The sequence below is a fragment of the Shewanella sp. SW32 genome (genome assembly GCF_025653365.1).
GTDB classification, from domain to species: Bacteria; Pseudomonadota; Gammaproteobacteria; order Enterobacterales; family Shewanellaceae; genus Shewanella; species Shewanella oncorhynchi.
Map to the genome: position 1 here is coordinate 54,167 of NZ_JAKKSJ010000010.1, position 19,383 is coordinate 73,549.

The 19,383-nt window shown below is 45.2% G+C and carries 17 protein-coding genes; 6 read left to right on the forward strand and 11 right to left on the reverse strand.

Going from position 1 to position 19,383, the window contains the following annotated elements:
* Positions 1 to 32 precede the first annotated feature (32 nt).
* A complete protein-coding gene (cysB, locus tag L5M28_RS07765; protein ID WP_028759721.1) occupies positions 33 to 1,016 on the forward strand; it encodes an HTH-type transcriptional regulator CysB in 984 nt (327 codons plus the stop codon).
* A 63-nt stretch (positions 1,017 to 1,079) separates the two neighbouring features.
* Here the strand turns inward: cysB and L5M28_RS07770 are convergent, their stop codons facing one another.
* From L5M28_RS07770 to L5M28_RS07785, 4 genes are all read right to left on the reverse strand, one after another.
* Complete coding sequence (locus L5M28_RS07770) at positions 1,080 to 1,742, reverse strand: response regulator transcription factor (RefSeq protein WP_263195972.1); 663 nt, start codon at positions 1,740 to 1,742, stop codon at positions 1,080 to 1,082.
* Positions 1,743 to 1,962: 220 nt separating this feature from the next.
* Positions 1,963 to 2,427, reverse strand: a complete 465-nt coding sequence (locus L5M28_RS07775; RefSeq protein ID WP_168825401.1) for an acyl-CoA thioesterase — start codon at positions 2,425 to 2,427, stop codon at positions 1,963 to 1,965.
* Positions 2,428 to 2,607: 180 nt separating this feature from the next.
* Positions 2,608 to 3,672 carry a 3-deoxy-7-phosphoheptulonate synthase gene (locus tag L5M28_RS07780; protein WP_028759724.1) on the reverse strand — a complete coding sequence of 355 codons (1,065 nt, stop codon included), beginning with the start codon at positions 3,670 to 3,672 and terminating at the stop codon, positions 2,608 to 2,610.
* Positions 3,673 to 3,854: 182 nt separating this feature from the next.
* Positions 3,855 to 4,667 carry a pyruvate, water dikinase regulatory protein gene (locus tag L5M28_RS07785; protein WP_028759725.1) on the reverse strand — a complete coding sequence of 271 codons (813 nt, stop codon included), beginning with the start codon at positions 4,665 to 4,667 and terminating at the stop codon, positions 3,855 to 3,857.
* 124 nt (positions 4,668 to 4,791) lie between these two features.
* On the opposite strand from L5M28_RS07785, the gene ppsA reads away from it, so the two are divergent.
* The 4 genes from ppsA to L5M28_RS07805 all read left to right on the forward strand — a co-directional run bounded on the left by ppsA (position 4,792) and on the right by L5M28_RS07805 (position 11,460).
* Positions 4,792 to 7,161 carry a phosphoenolpyruvate synthase gene (gene ppsA / locus L5M28_RS07790; RefSeq protein WP_028759726.1) on the forward strand — a complete coding sequence of 790 codons (2,370 nt, stop codon included), beginning with the start codon at positions 4,792 to 4,794 and terminating at the stop codon, positions 7,159 to 7,161.
* Between the two features lie 97 nt (positions 7,162 to 7,258).
* Positions 7,259 to 10,300 carry an FAD-binding and (Fe-S)-binding domain-containing protein gene (locus tag L5M28_RS07795; protein WP_263202974.1) on the forward strand — a complete coding sequence of 1,014 codons (3,042 nt, stop codon included), beginning with the start codon at positions 7,259 to 7,261 and terminating at the stop codon, positions 10,298 to 10,300.
* A 125-nt stretch (positions 10,301 to 10,425) separates the two neighbouring features.
* Complete coding sequence (locus L5M28_RS07800) at positions 10,426 to 10,899, forward strand: DUF1285 domain-containing protein (protein ID WP_105252680.1); 474 nt, start codon at positions 10,426 to 10,428, stop codon at positions 10,897 to 10,899.
* A gap of 144 nt (positions 10,900 to 11,043) precedes the next feature.
* Positions 11,044 to 11,460 (forward strand): MarR family winged helix-turn-helix transcriptional regulator, encoded by a 417-nt coding sequence (locus L5M28_RS07805; protein ID WP_028759729.1) that lies wholly within the window; start codon positions 11,044 to 11,046, stop codon positions 11,458 to 11,460.
* Positions 11,461 to 11,597: 137 nt separating this feature from the next.
* On the opposite strand, the gene L5M28_RS07810 is transcribed toward L5M28_RS07805, so the two are convergent.
* Together L5M28_RS07810 and L5M28_RS07815 are read right to left on the reverse strand one after the other, a co-directional pair.
* Positions 11,598 to 11,942 carry a hypothetical protein gene (locus L5M28_RS07810; protein WP_011789104.1) on the reverse strand — a complete coding sequence of 115 codons (345 nt, stop codon included), beginning with the start codon at positions 11,940 to 11,942 and terminating at the stop codon, positions 11,598 to 11,600.
* Positions 11,943 to 12,154: 212 nt separating this feature from the next.
* The gene (locus tag L5M28_RS07815; protein ID WP_173244498.1) at positions 12,155 to 13,189 is read right to left on the reverse strand and encodes a Glu/Leu/Phe/Val dehydrogenase; all 1,035 of its coding nucleotides are present in this window, start codon (positions 13,187 to 13,189) and stop codon (positions 12,155 to 12,157) included.
* A gap of 280 nt (positions 13,190 to 13,469) precedes the next feature.
* On the opposite strand from L5M28_RS07815, the gene L5M28_RS07820 reads away from it, so the two are divergent.
* Complete coding sequence (locus tag L5M28_RS07820; protein ID WP_011789106.1) at positions 13,470 to 13,919, forward strand: DUF4826 family protein; 450 nt, start codon at positions 13,470 to 13,472, stop codon at positions 13,917 to 13,919.
* Positions 13,920 to 14,097: 178 nt separating this feature from the next.
* Here the strand turns inward: L5M28_RS07820 and L5M28_RS07825 are convergent, their stop codons facing one another.
* The 5 genes from L5M28_RS07825 to L5M28_RS07845 all read right to left on the reverse strand — a co-directional run bounded on the left by L5M28_RS07825 (position 14,098) and on the right by L5M28_RS07845 (position 19,347).
* Positions 14,098 to 15,237, reverse strand: a complete 1,140-nt coding sequence (locus L5M28_RS07825; protein WP_263195975.1) for a cupin domain-containing protein — start codon at positions 15,235 to 15,237, stop codon at positions 14,098 to 14,100.
* Positions 15,238 to 15,389: 152 nt separating this feature from the next.
* Positions 15,390 to 16,760 carry an adenylosuccinate lyase gene (gene purB / locus L5M28_RS07830; protein ID WP_263195976.1) on the reverse strand — a complete coding sequence of 457 codons (1,371 nt, stop codon included), beginning with the start codon at positions 16,758 to 16,760 and terminating at the stop codon, positions 15,390 to 15,392.
* Between the two features lie 29 nt (positions 16,761 to 16,789).
* On the reverse strand, positions 16,790 to 17,407 hold the full coding sequence (gene hflD, locus L5M28_RS07835) for a high frequency lysogenization protein HflD (protein WP_131523325.1): 618 nt from the start codon (positions 17,405 to 17,407) through the stop codon (positions 16,790 to 16,792).
* Positions 17,408 to 17,410: 3 nt separating this feature from the next.
* Positions 17,411 to 18,529 carry a tRNA 2-thiouridine(34) synthase MnmA gene (mnmA, locus tag L5M28_RS07840; RefSeq protein WP_263202976.1) on the reverse strand — a complete coding sequence of 373 codons (1,119 nt, stop codon included), beginning with the start codon at positions 18,527 to 18,529 and terminating at the stop codon, positions 17,411 to 17,413.
* Between the two features lie 323 nt (positions 18,530 to 18,852).
* Positions 18,853 to 19,347 carry an NUDIX hydrolase gene (locus L5M28_RS07845; RefSeq protein WP_263195978.1) on the reverse strand — a complete coding sequence of 165 codons (495 nt, stop codon included), beginning with the start codon at positions 19,345 to 19,347 and terminating at the stop codon, positions 18,853 to 18,855.
* Positions 19,348 to 19,383: the final 36 nt, after the last annotated feature.

Consider the following 19,383-nt stretch of genomic DNA (forward strand, 5'->3'; position numbering starts at 1 on the left):
GGCATTTTGCGTGTTTGAGACAAGGAAATAAGATGAAACTGCAACAACTCAGGTATATTGCTGAGGTCGTAAAACATAACCTCAATGTATCGGCGACAGCTGAAAACTTGTATACCTCTCAACCCGGGATCAGTAAACAAGTTCGTATGCTTGAAGATGAGTTGGGGATCCAAATATTTGGCCGTAGCGGTAAGCATTTAACCCATGTCACACCTGCGGGTTTGCAAGTGATCAGCATTGCCAATGATATTTTAGGTAAAGTTGAAAGTATCAAAAAAGTGTCTGAAGAATATACTAAGCCAGATCAAGGTGAGTTAAATATTTCCACAACAGATACTCAGGCACGCTATGCATTACCGACGATAATTCGTCAGTTTATTGATCGCTATCCTAAAGTGAACTTGCATATGCACCAAGGGACACCGTCGCAGATCAGCGAACAGGCAGCTCGCGGTGATGCAGATTTTGCTATTGCGACCGAAGCAATGCATTTATATTCAGATCTGATCATGTTGCCTTGTTACCACTGGAACCGCTCTATCGTTGTGCCAAAAGACCATCCTCTTGCGACCCGCAATCAAGGCAGCTTGATTAGTATCGAAGATTTAGCCCGTTTCCCCTTAGTGACCTATGTCTTTGGTTTTGACCGTGCTTCTGAAATTGAGAAAGCGTTCAATCGGGCCAATTTAGAGCCGCGTGTTGTCTTTAGTGCGACCAGTGCCGACGTGCTTAAAACCTATGTTCGTTTAGGATTAGGCGTGGGCGTCATCGCGTCTATGGCCATTGATCCAAATGTTGATAAAGATTTAGTCGCTATTGATGCTGGCCATTTGTTTGCCCACAGTACAACTAAAATTGGTTTTAGGAAGGGCAGTTTCTTGCGCAGTTATATGTATGATTTTATTCAGCACTTTGCGCCGCATTTAACCCGTGATGTGGTGGAGAAAGCCGTAGCATTACGGGATCAACAGCTCATAGATGAAATGTTTGCCGATAAAAATCTGCCAATGCGTTAACTTGGATGATTTACAAACATAAAAATGTCGCTAATAAAAGCGGCATTTTTATGGGTTTAGCGATTAAGATAAATCGACTTTATCCATCTCGAGTTGCGCAAGGGCAATAACTGCTTGAGTGCGGTTACGAACACCAAGTTTTCTAAATATGGCGGTAGCGTGCGCCTTGATGGTCGCCTCAGATACGCCAAGATCGTAGGCTATTTGTTTATTTAATAAACCTTCGGCAAACATCTGCAACACTTTATATTGTTGCGGCGTGAGATCGGATAACTTGTTGGCCATTTTATCAATGGCATCGTCATTGATAGCAATAATCTCAGTGCCTTTAGGCAACCAAATATCACCGAATAACACCGCACTTAGCGCCTCTTTTAGGGTTTCCATTGAAGCTGATTTAGGGATAAAACCACTGCTGCCATAATGAATCGCACGGCTAATGGTATTGATATCCTCGTGGGCTGAAATCACCACAACGGGTAACTCAGGATAATGTGAGCGTAGGTGGATAAGTGTGGAGTAGCCGTGGGACCCCGGCATCTGCAGATCTAACAGTACAAGATCGTAATCGACGCTTCGAACATCCAATACAGATTGCAGTGCGTCAGCACTGTCGGCTTCAAACCACTGTGCATGCTCGAAAGCGCTGGTCAGCGCTTGACGTAGTGCATTTCTGAACAATGGATGATCGTCTGCGATAATAATATTTAAGTTTTCTAGCTTCATGGCTTTTATGATTATGTTCGGTGCGCGTGAAGATTGAACTCAATGTAACAGAAAAGTAATCAAGGATCCTATTGCTTTATTCAGGAATAAGGACAAAATTTTGATATGTTTCTGGTTGTTAGACTTTGGTCGGTGTTTTACAAGGAAAAAGATGGACCGTATCGTTTCAATTGAAAGCCCGAAAGTACGGGCTTACCTATACTTTAAAATCGTCTAAAAACTACCCATATGTCCACACTTTTGTGGGATTTCGTTGTTCGTCAACCGCAACAAAGGTGAACACACCACGTATGGCATGCTCTCGATGGTCTTGATACATGTCTTCGACATAGATGTTGACTTCAACTTTTAATGACGTATTACCTACATGGATCACACGAGCGATGAGTTCTGCTAGTGTGCCAGCTGGGATAGGCTTTTTAAAATCAATTCTATCGGAACTCACTGTGACTAAGGTTTTACGGCAGAAACGAGTTGCCGCAATAAAGGCTGTTTCATCCATCCACGCTAAAGCTTCACCACCAAATAACGTATTGTGATGGTTGGTGATTGAGGGAAATACTGCTTTAATCACACGCGCTTCTGAGGAATCAATTCGAGTTTGAATCGCGTCAGGAAAAGGTGTTTCAGCGGCTTCGATTCGTGAGGTATTTTCGGTGTTTGTGGACATGGGGGTAAGCGACATACAGCAACCTAAGGTAATGCAGCAAAATAAGCTCGAATTATAAAGATTTATGGTGGTTAAAGATAGAAAACTACAGGCTTTAACCTGCAGTAGGCATATGACTGAGGATAATGTCATGCTTCCAATAAAAAAACCGAAATGAGATCGGTTTTTTATTGGACGATTTATTTTACTTCAGATTTATTTGGTTAACAGTGCTTTTCTTTCGCGGGAAGCCGCTGCGAGCTTACGTAGCAGAATTTCAGAGTCGTCCCAATGTAAACAGGCGTCGGTGATACTTTGGCCATAACAGAGTGGCTGGCCTTCAACGACTTTTTGATTACCTTCTTGTAAGAAGCTTTCAGCCATAATACCTGCGATGGCAGTGCTGCCAGCACGCATTTGAGTCATAATTTCATCGGCGACCATCAGCTGTTTGAGATGGTTCTTCTCACTGTTTCCGTGGCTGAAATCGATAACCATACGTTGAGTTACCCCAACAGATGCAAGCTGTTGACGCGCTTCTTCGATATCTTGTGCGTGATAATTAGGTTTTTTGCCACCACGTAGGATGATATGGCCAAACGGGTTGCCGTGGGTGCGATAGACCGCCATAGCGCCATCTTTATCCGGTGAATAGAAAACATGTGGCACTTGTGCGGCACGCACTGCATCAACGGCAATATTGATGTTCCCATCAGTACCATTTTTAAAGCCAACCGGGCAAGACAGTGCTGAAGCCATTTCACGGTGGACTTGGCTTTCCGTGGTGCGCGCACCAATAGCGCCCCAAGTGATGAGATCCGCTATGTACTGACCGTTCACCATATCTAAAAATTCGGTGGCGATAGGTAATTTTAATTCAGTGATTTGTTGCAGCAATTCGCGGGCAATGCGTAAACCTTTGTTTGGTTCGAAACTGCCATCGAGATCGGGATCTGAAATTAATCCTTTCCAACCGACAATTGTGCGGGGTTTTTCAAAATAGACGCGCATTAAGATACACAAGTCATCTTTCAATTCTTGGTGTAACGCGGCTAAGCGTTGAGCATAGTCTAATGCCGCTTTAGTATCGTGGATTGAACATGGGCCTATGATCACCAATAGACGTTGGTCTTCACCCATAATGATGGCTTCGACTTCACGACGTTGCTGAACCAGATAATCGGCTGCATCTTGAGTTAATGGGAACTCAGATGCCAGTTGCGCAGGTGAGATGACTTTTGCTAATAAGGAAGTGCGTAGTTCGTCTGTTTTTATGGTCATTCAAAATACCGAGCTTGCGTGCGGCGCTTTTCGCCAGATTGCCTCGGATTATAACGAATCGAACCGAGTTGCACAGTGCCAATTGCGTTAATTGTCGGCAACTGTGCAATGAATTTGATTTAAGTTAGTTTCTTTTAGACTAAACTCACTCGGTTTCTTTTGCTGATTTTGGCTTATTAGGCTTAGAACATATGCCGTTCTAGGCCTGTGACATCTAATATTTTAGTGGCAATTTCTTCCACGGAATGATTAGTGGTGTCTATGTAAGGAATGCGTTCGCGTTTAAACAGCATTTCAACTTCTTTGACTTCTAAGCGGCACTGTTTGAGCGATGAATAGCGGCTATTCTCCATTCGACTCTGACGGATTTCATGTAAACGCACGGGATCAATCGTTAAACCAAACAGTTTTTTCTTATTGCGTTTCAGTGCTTCAGGTAACTTAAGGTTATCCATATCATCTTCGGTGAAAGGGTAGTTTGCCGCTTTTATACCAAACTGCATTGATAAATACAGGCTCGATGGCGTTTTGCCACAGCGAGAGACCCCAAGTAAAACCAGATCGGCTTGATCCATATGTTTCATGGTCTGGCCATCATCGTTATCCATGGCGAAATTAATGGCATCAATACGCGCTTCATAGCCGTGATTCGCTTTTCCATGGGTTCTATGTACAACTGGAGAGGCAGAAACACCTAAATGTTGTTCGAGTGGGGCCACAAAAGTATTCAAAAAATCATAATCAACCCCTTCACTCGAGTAGATGATGTCGCGGATCTCGGCTTTTACGATGGAATGGAATACTAACGGCCGCTCACCTGTTGTAATAAAACAATCATTAATTTGTCGCTTAACTTGCTCCGCTTTCGTCAATGTTTCGACAAATGGAATCGTAAGTGACTCAAATTCTAATGGAAATTGCGAGAGAACCGCATGACCAAAAACTTCAGCTGTGATCGCTGTCCCATCGGAGATATAGAATACTTTTGGTGCCATACTGACCTCTTGTAGTAATAAAATTACAAATAAAATTATAGATTTACGCGTGTTCGACAGGAGTGTAAAATGCCGCTGCCCTCGTGTGAAGGGGCCACTGAAATAAACTTGCGGAGATAGAACTGTGCAGCAATACGTACTCTGGTATCAAGAATTAGGCATGGGTGACGTCAACTTGGTTGGCGGTAAAAATGCTTCTCTAGGCGAGATGATCAGCAATCTGGCCAATGCCGGTGTTCAAGTACCTGGCGGATTTGCGACAACTTCCCATGCGTTCAACGAGTTCCTTGAACAAAGCGGAGTTAACCAGAAGATTTATGACATTCTAGCCACACTGGATGTAGATGATGTCAATGCGCTGGCTAAAGTAGGTGCACAGATCAGACAGTGGGTTATCGACACTCCATTTCAACCAGCATTAGAGCAAGCGATTCGTGAAGCTTACGATAAACTTGCCGCTGAAACTAGCGAAGCGTCATTCGCGGTACGTTCTTCTGCAACAGCTGAAGATATGCCAGATGCCTCTTTTGCAGGTCAGCAAGAAACCTTCTTAAACGTGAAAGGATTTGAATCCGTACTGACAGCGATCAAGCATGTGTACGCTTCACTCTTTAACGATCGCGCTATTTCCTACCGTGTGCATCAAGGTTATGAGCACCACGGTGTTGCCTTGTCTGCTGGCGTACAACGCATGGTTCGTTCAGATAAAGCGGCTTCAGGTGTGATGTTCACTATGGACACTGAATCTGGCAATAACGATGTGGTGTTTATCACTTCATCTTTTGGTCTGGGTGAAATGGTTGTTCAAGGCGCGGTAAACCCAGATGAATTTTATGTTCATAAACCTATTTTAGCCTTAGGTCACAAGGCTGTTGTGCGCCGTAATATCGGTAGCAAGCTCATCCAAATGGTGTATTCAGATGATGCTGCTCACGGCAAACAAGTCAAAATTGAAGACGTGACTGCTGACAAACGTCGTCAATTCTCTATCAATGACGCTGAAGTCGAAGAATTAGCCAAACAAGCCATGGTGATCGAAAAACATTACGGTCGTCCAATGGACATCGAATGGGCAAAAGACGGCAACGATGGCAAATTGTATATCGTTCAAGCGCGTCCAGAAACGGTTCGTAGCCGTGAAGATGTGCAATTGATTGAACGTTATCACTTAAAGAGCCGTGGCGCTGTGATCTGTGAAGGTCGCGCTATTGGCCATAAAGTGGGTACTGGTGTAGCCAAAGTATTAACCTCAATCGCCGATATGGATCAAATCCAACCTGGTGATGTGTTAGTGACAGACATGACAGATCCTGATTGGGAACCTATCATGAAGCGCGCAAGTGCTATCGTCACAAACCGTGGCGGTCGTACCTGTCATGCGGCAATTATCGCCCGCGAATTAGGTGTGCCAGCGGTGGTGGGGTGTGGTGACGTGACTGACCGTATCAAGAATGGTCAAATCGTGACTGTTTCTTGCGCCGAAGGTGACACTGGCTTTATCTACGAAGGTAAACAAGAGTTTGAAGTGATTTCAAACCGTGTTGACTCTCTGCCTGCATTGCCAATGAAAATCATGATGAACGTGGGTAACCCTGATCGTGCATTTGATTTTGCTCGTTTGCCAAACGAAGGTGTGGGTCTAGCGCGTTTAGAATTCATCATCAACCGTATGATCGGCATCCATCCAAAGGCACTGCTCGAATTCAATCAACAGGATGCAGCGCTGCAAACTGAAATCAACGAAATGATTGCTGGTTACGAATCACCCGTTGAGTTCTACATTGCTCGTCTAGTTGAAGGTATTGCGACTATCGGTTCAGCTTTCTATCCGAAGAAAGTGATCGTACGTATGTCAGACTTTAAGTCTAACGAATATGCAAACTTGGTTGGTGGTGACAGATACGAGCCAGAAGAAGAGAACCCAATGCTGGGCTTCCGCGGTGCGAGCCGTTATATCTCTGAATCTTTCCGTGACTGTTTTGCCCTTGAGTGTGAAGCGATTAAACGCGTTCGTAATGACATGGGTCTGAAAAACGTTGAGGTCATGATCCCATTCGTTCGCACAGTGAAAGAAGCTGAGCAAGTGGTCGGCTTGCTCAAAGAGCAAGGTTTAGAGCGTGGTAAAGACGGTTTACGTGTCATCATGATGTGTGAAGTGCCTTCAAACGCCCTGTTAGCAGACCAATTCCTTGAGCATTTCGATGGCTTCTCTATCGGCTCAAACGATTTAACTCAGCTGACACTCGGGCTTGACCGTGACTCAGGTATCATTAGCCATTTATTCGATGAGCGTGATGAAGCCGTTAAAATGCTACTTTCATTAGCCATTAAAGCGGCTAAAGCGAAGGGCGCTTACATAGGTATTTGTGGTCAAGGTCCTTCAGATCACGCTGATTTTGCAGCTTGGTTGGTAGAACAAGGCATAGATACAGTGTCATTAAACCCTGATACTGTGATTGATACTTGGTTGTATTTAGCCGAAGCGCACGGTTGATCTAGATAGTAATTTTATAAACTTGTTAAAAAAGCCGCTTTTTAGCGGCTTTTTTTGTTTATAATGGCGCCATAACGATAATTGACAGAAGCCATCTATGCTACCCCTGCTATCACATCAACAAACATTAGAGCCAGTGTATTTGGCATACCTTGATGCACTGGAGCAAAGTGAGTATTCCGGTGATATAGACAAACGTTACAGCGCACGTTTAGTGCAAGCCACCGACAACTCTGTATATCAATTTTTGCCTCAAGCCGTGCTTTATCCTAAAAATCAGCAGGATATTCAAATTGCATTGACGCTGGCTGCTACTGACGCATTTCGCAGCGTGACCTTCAGTGCGCGGGGCGGTGGTACGGGCACCAACGGACAATCTCTGACCCATGGTTTGATTTTGGATGTGTCGCGTTACATGAACCGTGTGCTCGAAGTGAATGCTGAGCAAGGTTGGGTTCGAGTTGAAGCTGGCGTGATTAAAGATGCGCTCAACGATGCATTGCGTTCCCATGGATTCTTCTTTAGTCCCGATTTATCCACTTCAAACCGCGCCACTATTGGTGGCATGATAAATACCGATGCCTCGGGTGCGGGCTCACTGGTCTATGGTAAGACGTCAGATCACGTGCTGGCGCTGCGCAGTGTGCTGATCGATGGCAGTGTGCTGGATACGCATCCCCTAGATGCGGGACGACTGTGTAATCCCGATAACGTCAGTGATAATCCGCTGGGGCAGAAACTGATTTCTGCTGTTGCGGCGGTATGCCGCGAAAAGCGCACTCAGATTGAAAACCAATTTCCTAAGCTCAATCGTTTCCTCACTGGCTATGACTTAAAACACGTGTGGAACGACAAGCTGACGCAATTCGATTTATCACGAATTCTGACAGGCTCAGAGGGCACGCTTGCGGTGATAACCGAAGCCAAACTTAATCTCACCCCGCTGCCGACTGAGCGCGCTATGGTGAACATTAAGTACGATTCGTTCCAATCGGCATTGCGTCATGCGCCATCCTTAGTTGCCGCGCGGGCGACTGTGGTCGAAACCGTCGATTCAAAAGTGCTTAACTTAGCCCGTGAAGATATTGTCTGGCATTCGGTGGCTGATCTTATCCAAGAAGTGCCAGGTAAAGTTATTGATGGCCTCAATATGGTCGAATTTGCAGGTGACACGGTCGAAGTTGAGCAAAAGCTCGCGAGTTTGGAAGCTGTGTTAACTGAGCAGATCAGCAAAGGCGAGTGCGGTGTATTGGGTTACCAAGTGACGCAAGATAAGCCGAGTATCGAAAAAATTTACGGCATGCGTAAAAAAGCCGTTGGCTTACTCGGCGCCACTAAAGGTCGCCGTAAGCCTATCGCCTTTGCTGAAGATACTGCGGTACCGCCCGAAAAACTCGCCGATTACATTATGGAGTTTCGCGCGTTACTCGACGGGCATAATCTGCAATACGGTATGTTCGGCCATGTGGATGCGGGCGTGTTGCATGTTCGTCCCGCGCTCGATATGTGCGATGTTGAAGATGAAAAATTACTACGAGTCATTTCTGATCAAGTCGCGGCACTGACGCTTAAATACGGCGGCTTAATGTGGGGCGAGCACGGTAAAGGCGTGCGCGGTGAATACGGTCCAGCTGTCTTTGGTGATGAACTTTATGGTGTGTTGCAAGATATTAAAGGTTTGTTTGACCCCGATAACCGATTCAATCCCGGCAAGCTGGTGGCGCCTAAAGATACAGGTGCCCTCTATTACGATGTCGACAGTGCTAAGCGCGGTAAGTTTGATCGACAAATCCCCGTTGATGTGCGTGATGCGTTCCCCGATGTGATGAATTGTAACGGTAATGGCCTGTGTTTTAATTACAGTAGCTATTCGCCCATGTGCCCATCGTTTAAGGTGACGGGTGACAGAGTGCAGTCACCTAAGGGGCGTGCTGGGCTCATGAGAGAGTGGCTAAGGCTACTTGAGGCTGAAGGGGTTGATGTTAATGCCCTCGCAAAAGCGAAACCTTTTGGTATATTGCAGCGCATACAAAATACCATTAATGCCAAACGTGATTATGATTACTCCCACGAAGTGATGGAATCGCTTAAGGGCTGTTTAGCCTGTAAAGCCTGCTCTGGACAATGTCCGGTCAAAGTGGATGTGCCTAAGTTTAGGGCGCAGTTCTTCAATATTTACTATCAACGCTATTTAAGACCCGCGAAAGACTATCTCGTTGCAGGGATTGAAGATAGCTTACCATTGATGGCTGCGGCACCGCGTCTCACTAATTTTGTCGCACAAAATCCATTGAGCCAATGGGTGATTAAACAGGCGATTGGTTATGTGGATGCGCCTGCGTTATCTGTGCCGACTTTGAAGCAAAGACTCGATGGTCATGCAAGCCGTGGTTACGACTTAGCTGCGTTGCAAGCGATTCCTGAAGAGAAGCGCTCGCAGTTTGTGTTGGTGGTACAAGATCCTTTTAACAGTTTCTATGACTCAGGTCTTGTGCTGCGCTTTATCCAATTGATAGAAAAACTCGGCTTAAAGCCGGTGTTATTGCCCTACAAACCCAATGGTAAGCCAACACATATCAAGGGATTTTTAGATAAGTTTGCTAAAACGGCGCAGTCGAGTGCGGACTTTCTGAACCAAGTCCATAAACTGGGCATGCCCATGGTCGGTATCGATCCTGCCTTAGTCTTGTGTTATCGCGATGAATACCGTGAAGTCTTAGGGGCTAATCGCGGTAATTTTGAGGTCAAGTTAGCCAACGAATGGCTACTGAATGTCATCAAAGATTTACCTGCAAAAGCTGCGCAAGGTAAGCAATATACTTGGTTTAGTCATTGTACCGAATCGACGGCCAAGCCAAATACCGCCAATGAGTGGACTAAAATCTTTGCCCATTTTGGCGCTAAGTTAACCGCAGTCAATTTAGGTTGTTGTGGTATGGCGGGAACCTATGGTCATGAGGCAGAAAACCTCGAGCGCTCTAAGGCCTTGTTTGATATGTCTTGGCAGCAAACGCTAGCGAAAATTGAGCAGCCGCAAGTGTTAGTGTCTGGCTATTCGTGCCGTAGTCAGGTAAAACGTTTTGCCGGATACAAGCCAAAGCATCCACTTGAGGCCTTACTCGAGTTAGCAAATATTTAATAGTGTTTATGCCGTTTTGATTGCGCTAGTCAGATCGTAATTATCCTCACTGGTATATCCCAGTGTTGAATGTCACACTAAAGCCAGCCGCAAGGTTGGTTTTTTTATGGATGATGGAGGCCTAGATGGAAAAGATGACTGACAGTATTCAGCACACACTCAAACAATTCGCCGCCGATAGTAAGCTAACCTCGGTTGCGCCATTGTGCAGTGAAGCCCCATTGTTTGACATTAACGCCTTGGGTGATTGGACCTATCTAGGCACATCGCTGCCAGCAAAGTTTGCTAAGTTGTTCGCCAGTATTTTACATTGCATTGATGATGAGTATTTCTTAATTACCCCAGTGGAGAAGGTGCGAGTGCGGGTTGAAGATGCTCCCTTACTGATTGTCGATTTCGAGCGAGCGCAACCCCATTCGCTGCTCAATGTAAGAACCAGTATTGAAACACAGCACCATAAAGTCGATATAAAACAGATGAAGCTCACCGATGACAGTGTTTATTTGCCGCTTGAGCGCGGTTTATGGGGCAAATTAGGTCGGGCCTGTTACTATAATTTTGTGAATGAATTCAATTTATCTGATCTAGATGAGGAATGAGCTCGTAGGTTAATCACATAATTTGCTGTGGTCTAAGCTAGTTTATTATGGGTTAAGTGGTAGTATTAAAACTAACTCTGGGTTCCTATGATGGCGTGCAGAGTAAGTGAAAACGCGTTAAACCTTTGCTGTAGGAGGTGCTGTTTGAATCGTCATGAAAGCTTAGGCTATCTTGTATCCCACTTAAATATCGAGCTGCAAAATGAGCTTGATCTGCATCTTAAGCGATATCAACTCGATATAAAACTGTGGCCTGTGCTGTTTGCTTTGTGGCAAGAAGAGGGCATAAGCCAAACTGAATTGTCTAAGCGTTGCGATGTGGCAAATTACACTATGACGCGCTTACTCGATCAGTTGCAGGTGCAAGGTCTTATTACTCGCCATCAAGAAGTCGATAATCGGCGTGCCTTCCAAATCTTTTTGACCGATGAAGCCAAAGCATTAGAGCAAGATCTTATTTGCGAAGCTGAGCGGGTCAATGAAAAATTCCTGTCAAATCTTAGTGAAGATGAACAGCAGACATTCATTTTACTATTAAATAAAATCAACCGCTTGGCTTGAAATTTTGAATCTAATGGGTATGGCGGAAAACTGTGGTTTAGCCGTTTTTACTTCTATCTGTATGTGGTTATCTCAATTCATTTTCCCAGTTTAATCCCATCCACTATGCCTCACTCTGCGGGATTAAACTGGTTTGATTAATTTAAGTAAAGTGCAAAGACGCAAAGCAGACTTACGGCTATCACTGAGTGCTGTAAATAACGCCGGCTGGCTAATAAATTCTCTTTGCCTTGTTTTAGGCTAGCGACGAGTCTATGTTGCTTATAAATTCGGCACATTAACTCATCGGTTTGGGGATCGATAAGCAGTTCAAACTTGCAAGGTGCGCCATCTTTAAGCTGAATGGTATGCTCGCTTTGAGGTTTAAAGTTAAGCTTGTGCGACACCATCTGGCCATTAACGAAGACCCGCTCTAAACCACTCCAATTGCTGGCTTGCAGTTCTACCACATCTTGGTTGAGATCATATTTGAAACGGATCATAGCGCTATCCTGTGCTGGGACCTGATAGACTAATTCAAGCAGACAAATATGACGTTTTCCAGCGTGATTAAATGAATATTCTGTGTCGAAATTAAAAGCGCGGCTAAACCATGAGCTTAGTGATAGATTAAATTTTAGATAACAAAAAAGCGACCAGAGGTCGCTTTTTTCAATATTTGACGGGCATAAAAAATAATAAACGCGTAGAAAAATTACTGCTTAGCGGCTTCGATAATGGCTTTCGCCATTTCATCAGCCACGGCACCGGTTGTACGGTTCTGCGCATCGGCTTGGCTGAATATTTTCAGCAGCGTGTTGTAAATTTCTTCTACTTTAGCCGTCGATTTTGCTGCGTCGTAATCTTTTTCGAACGACACGTTGATAATGCCGCCTGCGTTAATCACATAGTCTGGCGCGTACAGTATGCCCATTTCTTTCAGTTGTTCACCGTGGCGTACTTCGGCTAATTGGTTGTTGGCACAGCCAGCAACAATTTTGGCTTTCAGTTGCGGTAAGGTTGCATCGTTTAAGGTTGCGCCAAGGGCACAAGGGGCATACACATCCACATCTTGCGCGTAGATTTCTTGAGGCGCGACAACAATGGCACCAAAGTCGGTAGCGACTTTATCTAACGAGGCTTGATGAATGTCGGTAACAATCAGTTCAGCGCCTTCGTTATGCAAGTGTTTGCACAGGTAATAGCCAACGTGACCGACGCCTTGAACGGCGATTTTAAGGCCTCTTAGGCTGTCTAAACCAAGTCTATGTTTAACCGCAGCTTTGATGCCTAAATAAGTGCCAAGGGCTGTGAACGGTGATGGATCGCCACTTTTGCCTTCAAGACCCGCCATATAAGGGGTTTCTTCATGGGCGATCATAATATCAGCCGTAGTAGTGCCAACATCTTCCGCTGAATAGTAGCGGCCACCTAGGCTGTTAATCAAACGGCCAAAGGCGCGGAATAGGGCTTCGCGATCTTGTCTTTTCGGATCGGCAATGATCACGGATTTGCCACCGCCCATGGTTAAACCTGCTAGGGCATTTTTATAAGTCATGCCACGAGAGAGGCGTAATACGTCAGTCAGGGCTTCATCATCCGATTGGTAGTTCCACATCCTACATCCACCCACGGCAGGACCAAGGTTAGTGTTATGGATGGCGACAATGGCCTTTAAGCCACTTTCTTTATCATGACAGAATACAACCTGTTCATGTTCGTCAAAGGATACATGATTAAATACAGCCACGTGAATTTCTCCGCTATACACAATGAAAAAGCCGACGAGGTGAGCCTCTATCGACTGCTTGTTATATTTATTGCAGAACCATAGCATTTAGCGATACTCTCAACCATGCATAATGACCGAATAAATACATTATTTGTGGCAATTTAGCTTTCCACTTTACGTAAACGTAAGCTTTGCGATTAAGAATGGATTGTACTGAATTTAACGTAACGAATAGAATGAATCGCGTACTGATCCCAAGAATTAGGCTCGCGTTATAACAATAAGATAGGACGGAAGTATGACTGAACAAGCTGTCGACCAAACTCAACAAAATTTATCAGCTGAAGAAATAGAAAAGCTGCGTCAAGAGTGGGTCAGAACTCAATTTCAAAAAGCCAATCGTTTTCTCGCTGAAAAAGGCGTGATCCCAAGCAAAGTCCTAGCCGATGAAAGCCGTTATCTTGCGCCTTATATGGCGATTTGGAAGATGGAATCAAAGCGTCCAAGCAACAAAACCTATTGGGTGATGTCAGGTGATTTACCGTCGGATTTTGTCGATGTGAAAGTGGCGGCGACGGCCCGTGATGCCGTGCGTCATTTCTCTATGATGTGGCAAATGCAGGCGGAAAACTTAGTGCGTTCGGGTGCAACCCGTGATGCCACTCAGGCTAAATTTGCTCAACTATTAGTATCGCGTGCCGAGAGTTTATATCGTATGCACAACGACGATAAACTGTGGAATGCTTAAACTCAAATGAGTTGAGGATTGTATTTAGATAGTATTGAGTTAATACAGTCACTTGTGTTGATTGCTCAAAATAACGGCATAAATAATAAAAAGGCACTCAATTGAGTGCCTTTTTTATATTGATGTTTTATTTACACTTTATATTAAGAACAAGGTCATCGAACAAAGTCGATAGGGCTTATTCTTCACAGTCGCTCAAGTAGTAGAAACCTTGATTGATGAGTTTCAACAGTAAGGCTTGGACTTCTTCATGTTGACATATTTCAGTCGCTTCATCGGCGTTTAAGCTGACGTTATCGCTCAACTGTGCGATCACATCTGCCGGTGTATTTAGCAGTTCGTGTACATCACCATTGATGAATAATCGCGGCGTGGAGTCATTTTCAAGGCGCAATACTTTCAAACCGCCGATACGGCTGACGCCAGCACCTTGGGCGAAGGCATCTTGCAAATCTTCAATGCTGTAAGCTTCTTCGCCTTCACACAAATCAAGTTCGAAACGGTTTTGACTGAGTAGCTTACCTAACACGATTTGGTAGCTATTGGGATCTTGGCTCAGCTGACTCAAGAGTGACATTATGCCCACTTGATGATCTTGGCTGACGATACCGGCTGAACTCGGTTCAGTTTGCGACGTGAAACGCTGCTGACCTAAGTTATTGTCGAGCAAATAATCGGCGACTTCACTGACCAATTCTTGCTGGCTAGGAGCACGGAAACCAATCGAGTAACTCATTGCCACAGTTAGGGTTTCGCCGCAATGCGGGAAACCGGGTGGAATATAAAGCATGTCGCCTTTTTCTAACACTACATCGATAATGGGCGTAAAGTCCTCAACCAGCGGCGAGTTGGGATTGCCACCGCGGCGTTGTTGCGGGGTATTGTCACCCACGGTCCAGCGACGCTCACCTTCGCCTTGAATGATAAATACATCGTAGTTATCGACGTGCGGGCCGACACCGCCACTTGGGGTTGCAAATGAGGCCATCAAGTCATCGAAGCGCCAGTCAGGTAAAAAGCGCAGCGCTTCAACTAATGGCTGCGAATCAGGATACCAATGGTTGACTGCTTGCACTAATAACTGCCAATGGGTTTCGCCATAGCTGTCGTAATCTTCAAACGGACCTTGCACTACTTCCCAATCATTGTCTTTGGTGACAACAATGCGTGAAGAGATTTCTTCTTCACAGGCAAGGCCTGCTAGTTCGTCGGCGCTGATAGGATCTTCAAATTGCGGAAATGCTTTTTTGATCAACAGGGGTTTCTTTTGCCAGTATTCACTAAGAAACTGGGCGATATCGAGATTGAGTGTATACATAGTGTTAAAAAAGGCGACCACATCGCGGTGATGTGGGTCGCCTTAATCCTTATTTCTGTTTAAGAAAGAGTATTGTCCGTCGCCAATTTCAGTTAATAACTAATTTCAGTCAATAGCTTAATATTAGTTAATCGCCAATTTTAATTAATAACTTACTTCAGTTCGTCGACAAACGTTTCGGCACGACCAATGTAATTGGCTGGCGTCATTTTCTTCAGTTCAGCCTTCACTGAGTCTGGTAATTCAAGTCCGTCAATAAACACTGACAGTTGCTGCGCGTCGATACGTTTACCGCGCGTCAGTTCTTTTAATTTTTCGTATGGCTTTTCAATACCATAACGACGCATTACCGTTTGTACGGGTTCTGCTAACACTTCCCAGTTGTGATCTAACTCATCACGCAGATGCGCTTCGTTAACTTCTAACTTGCTGATGCCTTTTAAGGTCGCTTGATACGCGATCAACGCATGGGCAATACCTACACCTAAGTTACGCAGTACAGTCGAGTCAGTTAAGTCACGTTGCCATCTTGATAACGGCAGCTTAGACGCTAAATGTTGCATCAGGGCGTTAGCGATACCTAAGTTACCTTCAGAGTTTTCAAAATCGATGGGGTTAACTTTGTGCGGCATAGTCGATGAACCGATTTCACCGGCGATAGTGCGTTGTTTGAAGTGACCTAGGGCGATGTACCCCCAAATATCACGGTCAAAGTCAATCAGCACAGTGTTGAAACGGGCAACCGCATCAAACAATTCGGCAATGTAATCGTGTGGCTCGATTTGCGTCGTGTAGGCATTCCAGTGCAAGCCAAGGCTAGTCACAAAAAGCTCAGACAGCTCATGCCAGTTAACTTCAGGGTAGGCTGACAGGTGAGCATTGTAGTTACCTACGGCACCGTTCAGTTTACCCATGATTTCAACATTGGCGATTTGTTTGATTTGACGTTCAAGGCGCACTGCGACGTTCGCCATTTCTTTACCGAGTGTCGAAGGTGACGCGGGTTGGCCATGGGTACGTGACATTAATGGCACAGAGCGATATTCAATCGCCAGCTTTTTAATTGCCGTCAGCAACTCATTGCAGTAGGGCAGTAAAACATGCTCACGGGCTTCAGTCAGCATTAGACCGTGGCTTAAGTTGTTGATATCTTCAGAAGTACAAGCAAAGTGAACAAACTCACCCACAGCGGCTAATTCGCTATTGCCCGCGATTTTTTCTTTAATGAAGTATTCAACCGCTTTTACATCGTGGTTAGTGGTGCTTTCGATAGCCTTAACACGCAGCGCATCTTGTTCGTTGAAATTGTCTTTAATGCCATCGAGCACGGCGATAGCTGACGCGCTCAATGTTGGCACTTCGCTAATGTCTGGACAGTCGGCTAACAGTTTTAGCCAATTGATTTCAACCTGAACACGGTACTTGGTAAGACCGAACTCGCTGAAAATCCCTCTCAATGACGCGGTTTTACTACCATAACGACCGTCTACCGGAGAGATAGCAGTTAGTGCGGAAAGATCCATGTGTAGCTCCTTGATGAACGCTAATTTTATTATAGGGTAAGACTTTTCTTGGCTGTATCGACTATGGCTTTGCGGGCGAAGACTAAGTGTCGACGTTTACCGCCCAACTGACGCCACAGTACTGCGCTGCGTATAGCGGCAAGCAGCAGAGCACGAATTTTATGTTGTACAATAGGGCGCTGCAAACACACAGGATTACCCGATATTTGGATTTTTGGCCCTAAATTACTGATGATGTCACTGTAAATGCTGGCAAGATTGGCAACAACTTGCTCATCTGTGATGGCAAAATGATGTAGCTGGCGATTCACTTGATTAATACGTTCAGCCAACATGCCTAAGCCACTGTTAGAGCGCACGAGTTTACGCTCTAGGGCAAGCACGCCCACTAAATAGCGGGTGATTTCAACATCTTTTTGGCTGCTGTCACCGAGCTGGTTCAGGATCAGCTTATAGCCTTTTTGCAATACGATTTTATCTTGATAGACATCGGCCGTATTGTCAGGATTGGTGACGAGAATGGTGTTTAAGCTCGCTGCGAGCTCTGCATTATCCAATTCGCCATGGCGCGCTAAATGTTGAACTTGGGCAATGGCTTGCAGTATGCCTGCAAACGCCATAGTCCGATTAATGAGTTGCTCGTTCACGCGTTACCCTCGGATTAATTGATCTATGATGCCGCCACCTAGGCAGACCTCACCATCATAAAATACCGCAGACTGTCCAGGCGTCACCGCCGCAACAGGTTCATCGAAGACCACGCGCAAGGTGTGTTCATCTGTGTAGGTTAATGTACAAGGCACATCTTGTTGGCGATAACGGGTTTTCACTGCGATATGACAACCATCGACAGGCCCAGTTCTATCTACCCAATGCAGTTGGTTAACTGTCATGCCGGTCGACATCAAACGGGGATGATGTCCGCCTTGACCCACGATCAATACGTTACGCTCAAGATCTTTATCGACCACATACCAAGGATCGTCATTGCTGTTTTTCATGCCGCCAATGCCTAAGCCTTTACGTTGGCCTAAGGTGTGGTACATGAGTCCTTGGTGCGTGCCTATGACTTCACCTTCTGGGGTTTCAATATTGCCAGGCTGCGCCGGTAAATAAGTCCCTAGAAATTCAGTGAACTTGCGCTCACCGATAAAGCAGATGCCAGTACTGTCTTTTTTGTCATGGGTGATTAAGCCCATTTCTTTCGCAATTTCACGAACTTGATGTTTTTCGAGCTCACCGACAGGGAACAGGCTTCGGGCTACTTGTTCATGGCTAAGGGTGTAGAGGAAATAACTTTGATCTTTATTGCCATCAACGCCACGGAGCATTTGCGTACTGCCGTCGCTGTTATCGCGACGGCGCACATAGTGGCCCATTGCGATGTAATTGGCGTCGAGGATTTCGTCGGCAAATTCTAAAAATGCCTTAAATTTGATTTCTTTGTTGCACATGATATCGGGATTTGGCGTGCGGCCGGCTTTGTATTCGGCGAGGAAATACTCAAATACATTGTCCCAATATTCGGCAGCAAAGTTGACTGTATGTAGCTTGATCCCAAGCTTGTCGCACACGGCTTGGGCGTCTTTTATATCTTCTGCGGCCGCGCAGTACTCGTTATTGTCATCTTCTTCCCAGTTCTTCATGAAAAGGCCTTCAACCTGATAGCCTTGCTGCATAAGCAAATAGGCTGAAACAGATGAATCTACACCGCCGGACATGCCGACAATGACTTTTTTTCCTGTATGAGTGGGTTCGATTGATGTCATAAATCCTAAAAACCATTGAGTATGTGTGTTGGCTAGGTGGATGAATTTAAGCCGCGACATTGAGCGCGTAACAAAAATACCTAACCTAACTAAAATATGGGCTAACTAAAAATCCAAGCTCACTTTCAATCCAAGCTAACTTTACATCTAGGTGCTGTGCTGCTGATTGTTACATCAAACTTTGCCAGCGCTATCAAATAAAATGAGTCCGCAAACTGTCAGTAAACCTCGCATTTACGGCCAACTCTTTATTTGCTGTACAAGGCCTCAGCAGTAGCACACGCATTAAGCTTAGCCAGCCGTTTATGCGGGGCGGTATTCTATCACGCCTTGCTCGCTTGGGCTATCGTGAGGCGGTCACTATTGAGCAAGCTAAGGGGATAAGTTTGGCCATTTTGTGCCTGATTGAGATAGTCTTTTAAGCAATCGAGTACTAAGGGACTGCGCAGTAAAGATGGCTTGGCTTCTATCTGCGCAAGACTTAACCAATGCGCACTATGGATCGCTTTATCCTGCGGCGCAGGTGAGGGCATATCATCTAACTGCACGAAAAAAGTAAAGCGCACAAAGGCTAAGTCTTCACTGGCGCTAAGTTGATAAATGCCGACGAGTCCTTGGGCTTTGAGTGATAACCCCGTTTCTTCAAACACTTCGCGCTCACAGGCTTGGATCAAGCTTTCATTCGCTTCTAAGTGACCCGCGGGTTGATTAAAGCGTTGCTCGCCTTCAATCCACTCTTCTACCATCAGATATTTGTCCTGTGAAGTTGCATGAACAATACAAGCGACGGTCACATTGGGTTTATATCTTTGACTCATTGAGCCTCCTTTGAGTGGATTTGAATGCAGAAATTA

What these genes read in the sequence shown, in the direction of transcription:
- L5M28_RS07785 (WP_028759725.1), bottom strand. Translation starts at nt 4,667, where the DNA reads ATGGCACCAAAAGTATTCTATATCTCCGATGGGACAGCGATCACAGCT.
- L5M28_RS07845 (WP_263195978.1), bottom strand. Translation starts at nt 19,347, where the DNA reads ATGAGTCAAAGATATAAACCCAATGTGACCGTCGCTTGTATTGTTCAT.
- mnmA (WP_263202976.1), bottom strand. Translation starts at nt 18,529, where the DNA reads ATGACATCAATCGAACCCACTCATACAGGAAAAAAAGTCATTGTCGGC.
- cysB (WP_028759721.1), top strand. Translation starts at nt 33, where the DNA reads ATGAAACTGCAACAACTCAGGTATATTGCTGAGGTCGTAAAACATAAC.
- L5M28_RS07800 (WP_105252680.1), top strand. Translation starts at nt 10,426, where the DNA reads ATGGAAAAGATGACTGACAGTATTCAGCACACACTCAAACAATTCGCC.
- L5M28_RS07780 (WP_028759724.1), bottom strand. Translation starts at nt 3,672, where the DNA reads ATGACCATAAAAACAGACGAACTACGCACTTCCTTATTAGCAAAAGTC.
- L5M28_RS07810 (WP_011789104.1), bottom strand. Translation starts at nt 11,942, where the DNA reads ATGATCCGTTTCAAATATGATCTCAACCAAGATGTGGTAGAACTGCAA.
- L5M28_RS07775 (WP_168825401.1), bottom strand. Translation starts at nt 2,427, where the DNA reads ATGTCGCTTACCCCCATGTCCACAAACACCGAAAATACCTCACGAATC.
- purB (WP_263195976.1), bottom strand. Translation starts at nt 16,760, where the DNA reads ATGGATCTTTCCGCACTAACTGCTATCTCTCCGGTAGACGGTCGTTAT.
- L5M28_RS07795 (WP_263202974.1), top strand. Translation starts at nt 7,259, where the DNA reads ATGCTACCCCTGCTATCACATCAACAAACATTAGAGCCAGTGTATTTG.
- L5M28_RS07770 (WP_263195972.1), bottom strand. Translation starts at nt 1,742, where the DNA reads ATGAAGCTAGAAAACTTAAATATTATTATCGCAGACGATCATCCATTG.
- L5M28_RS07825 (WP_263195975.1), bottom strand. Translation starts at nt 15,237, where the DNA reads ATGTATACACTCAATCTCGATATCGCCCAGTTTCTTAGTGAATACTGG.
- L5M28_RS07820 (WP_011789106.1), top strand. Translation starts at nt 13,470, where the DNA reads ATGACTGAACAAGCTGTCGACCAAACTCAACAAAATTTATCAGCTGAA.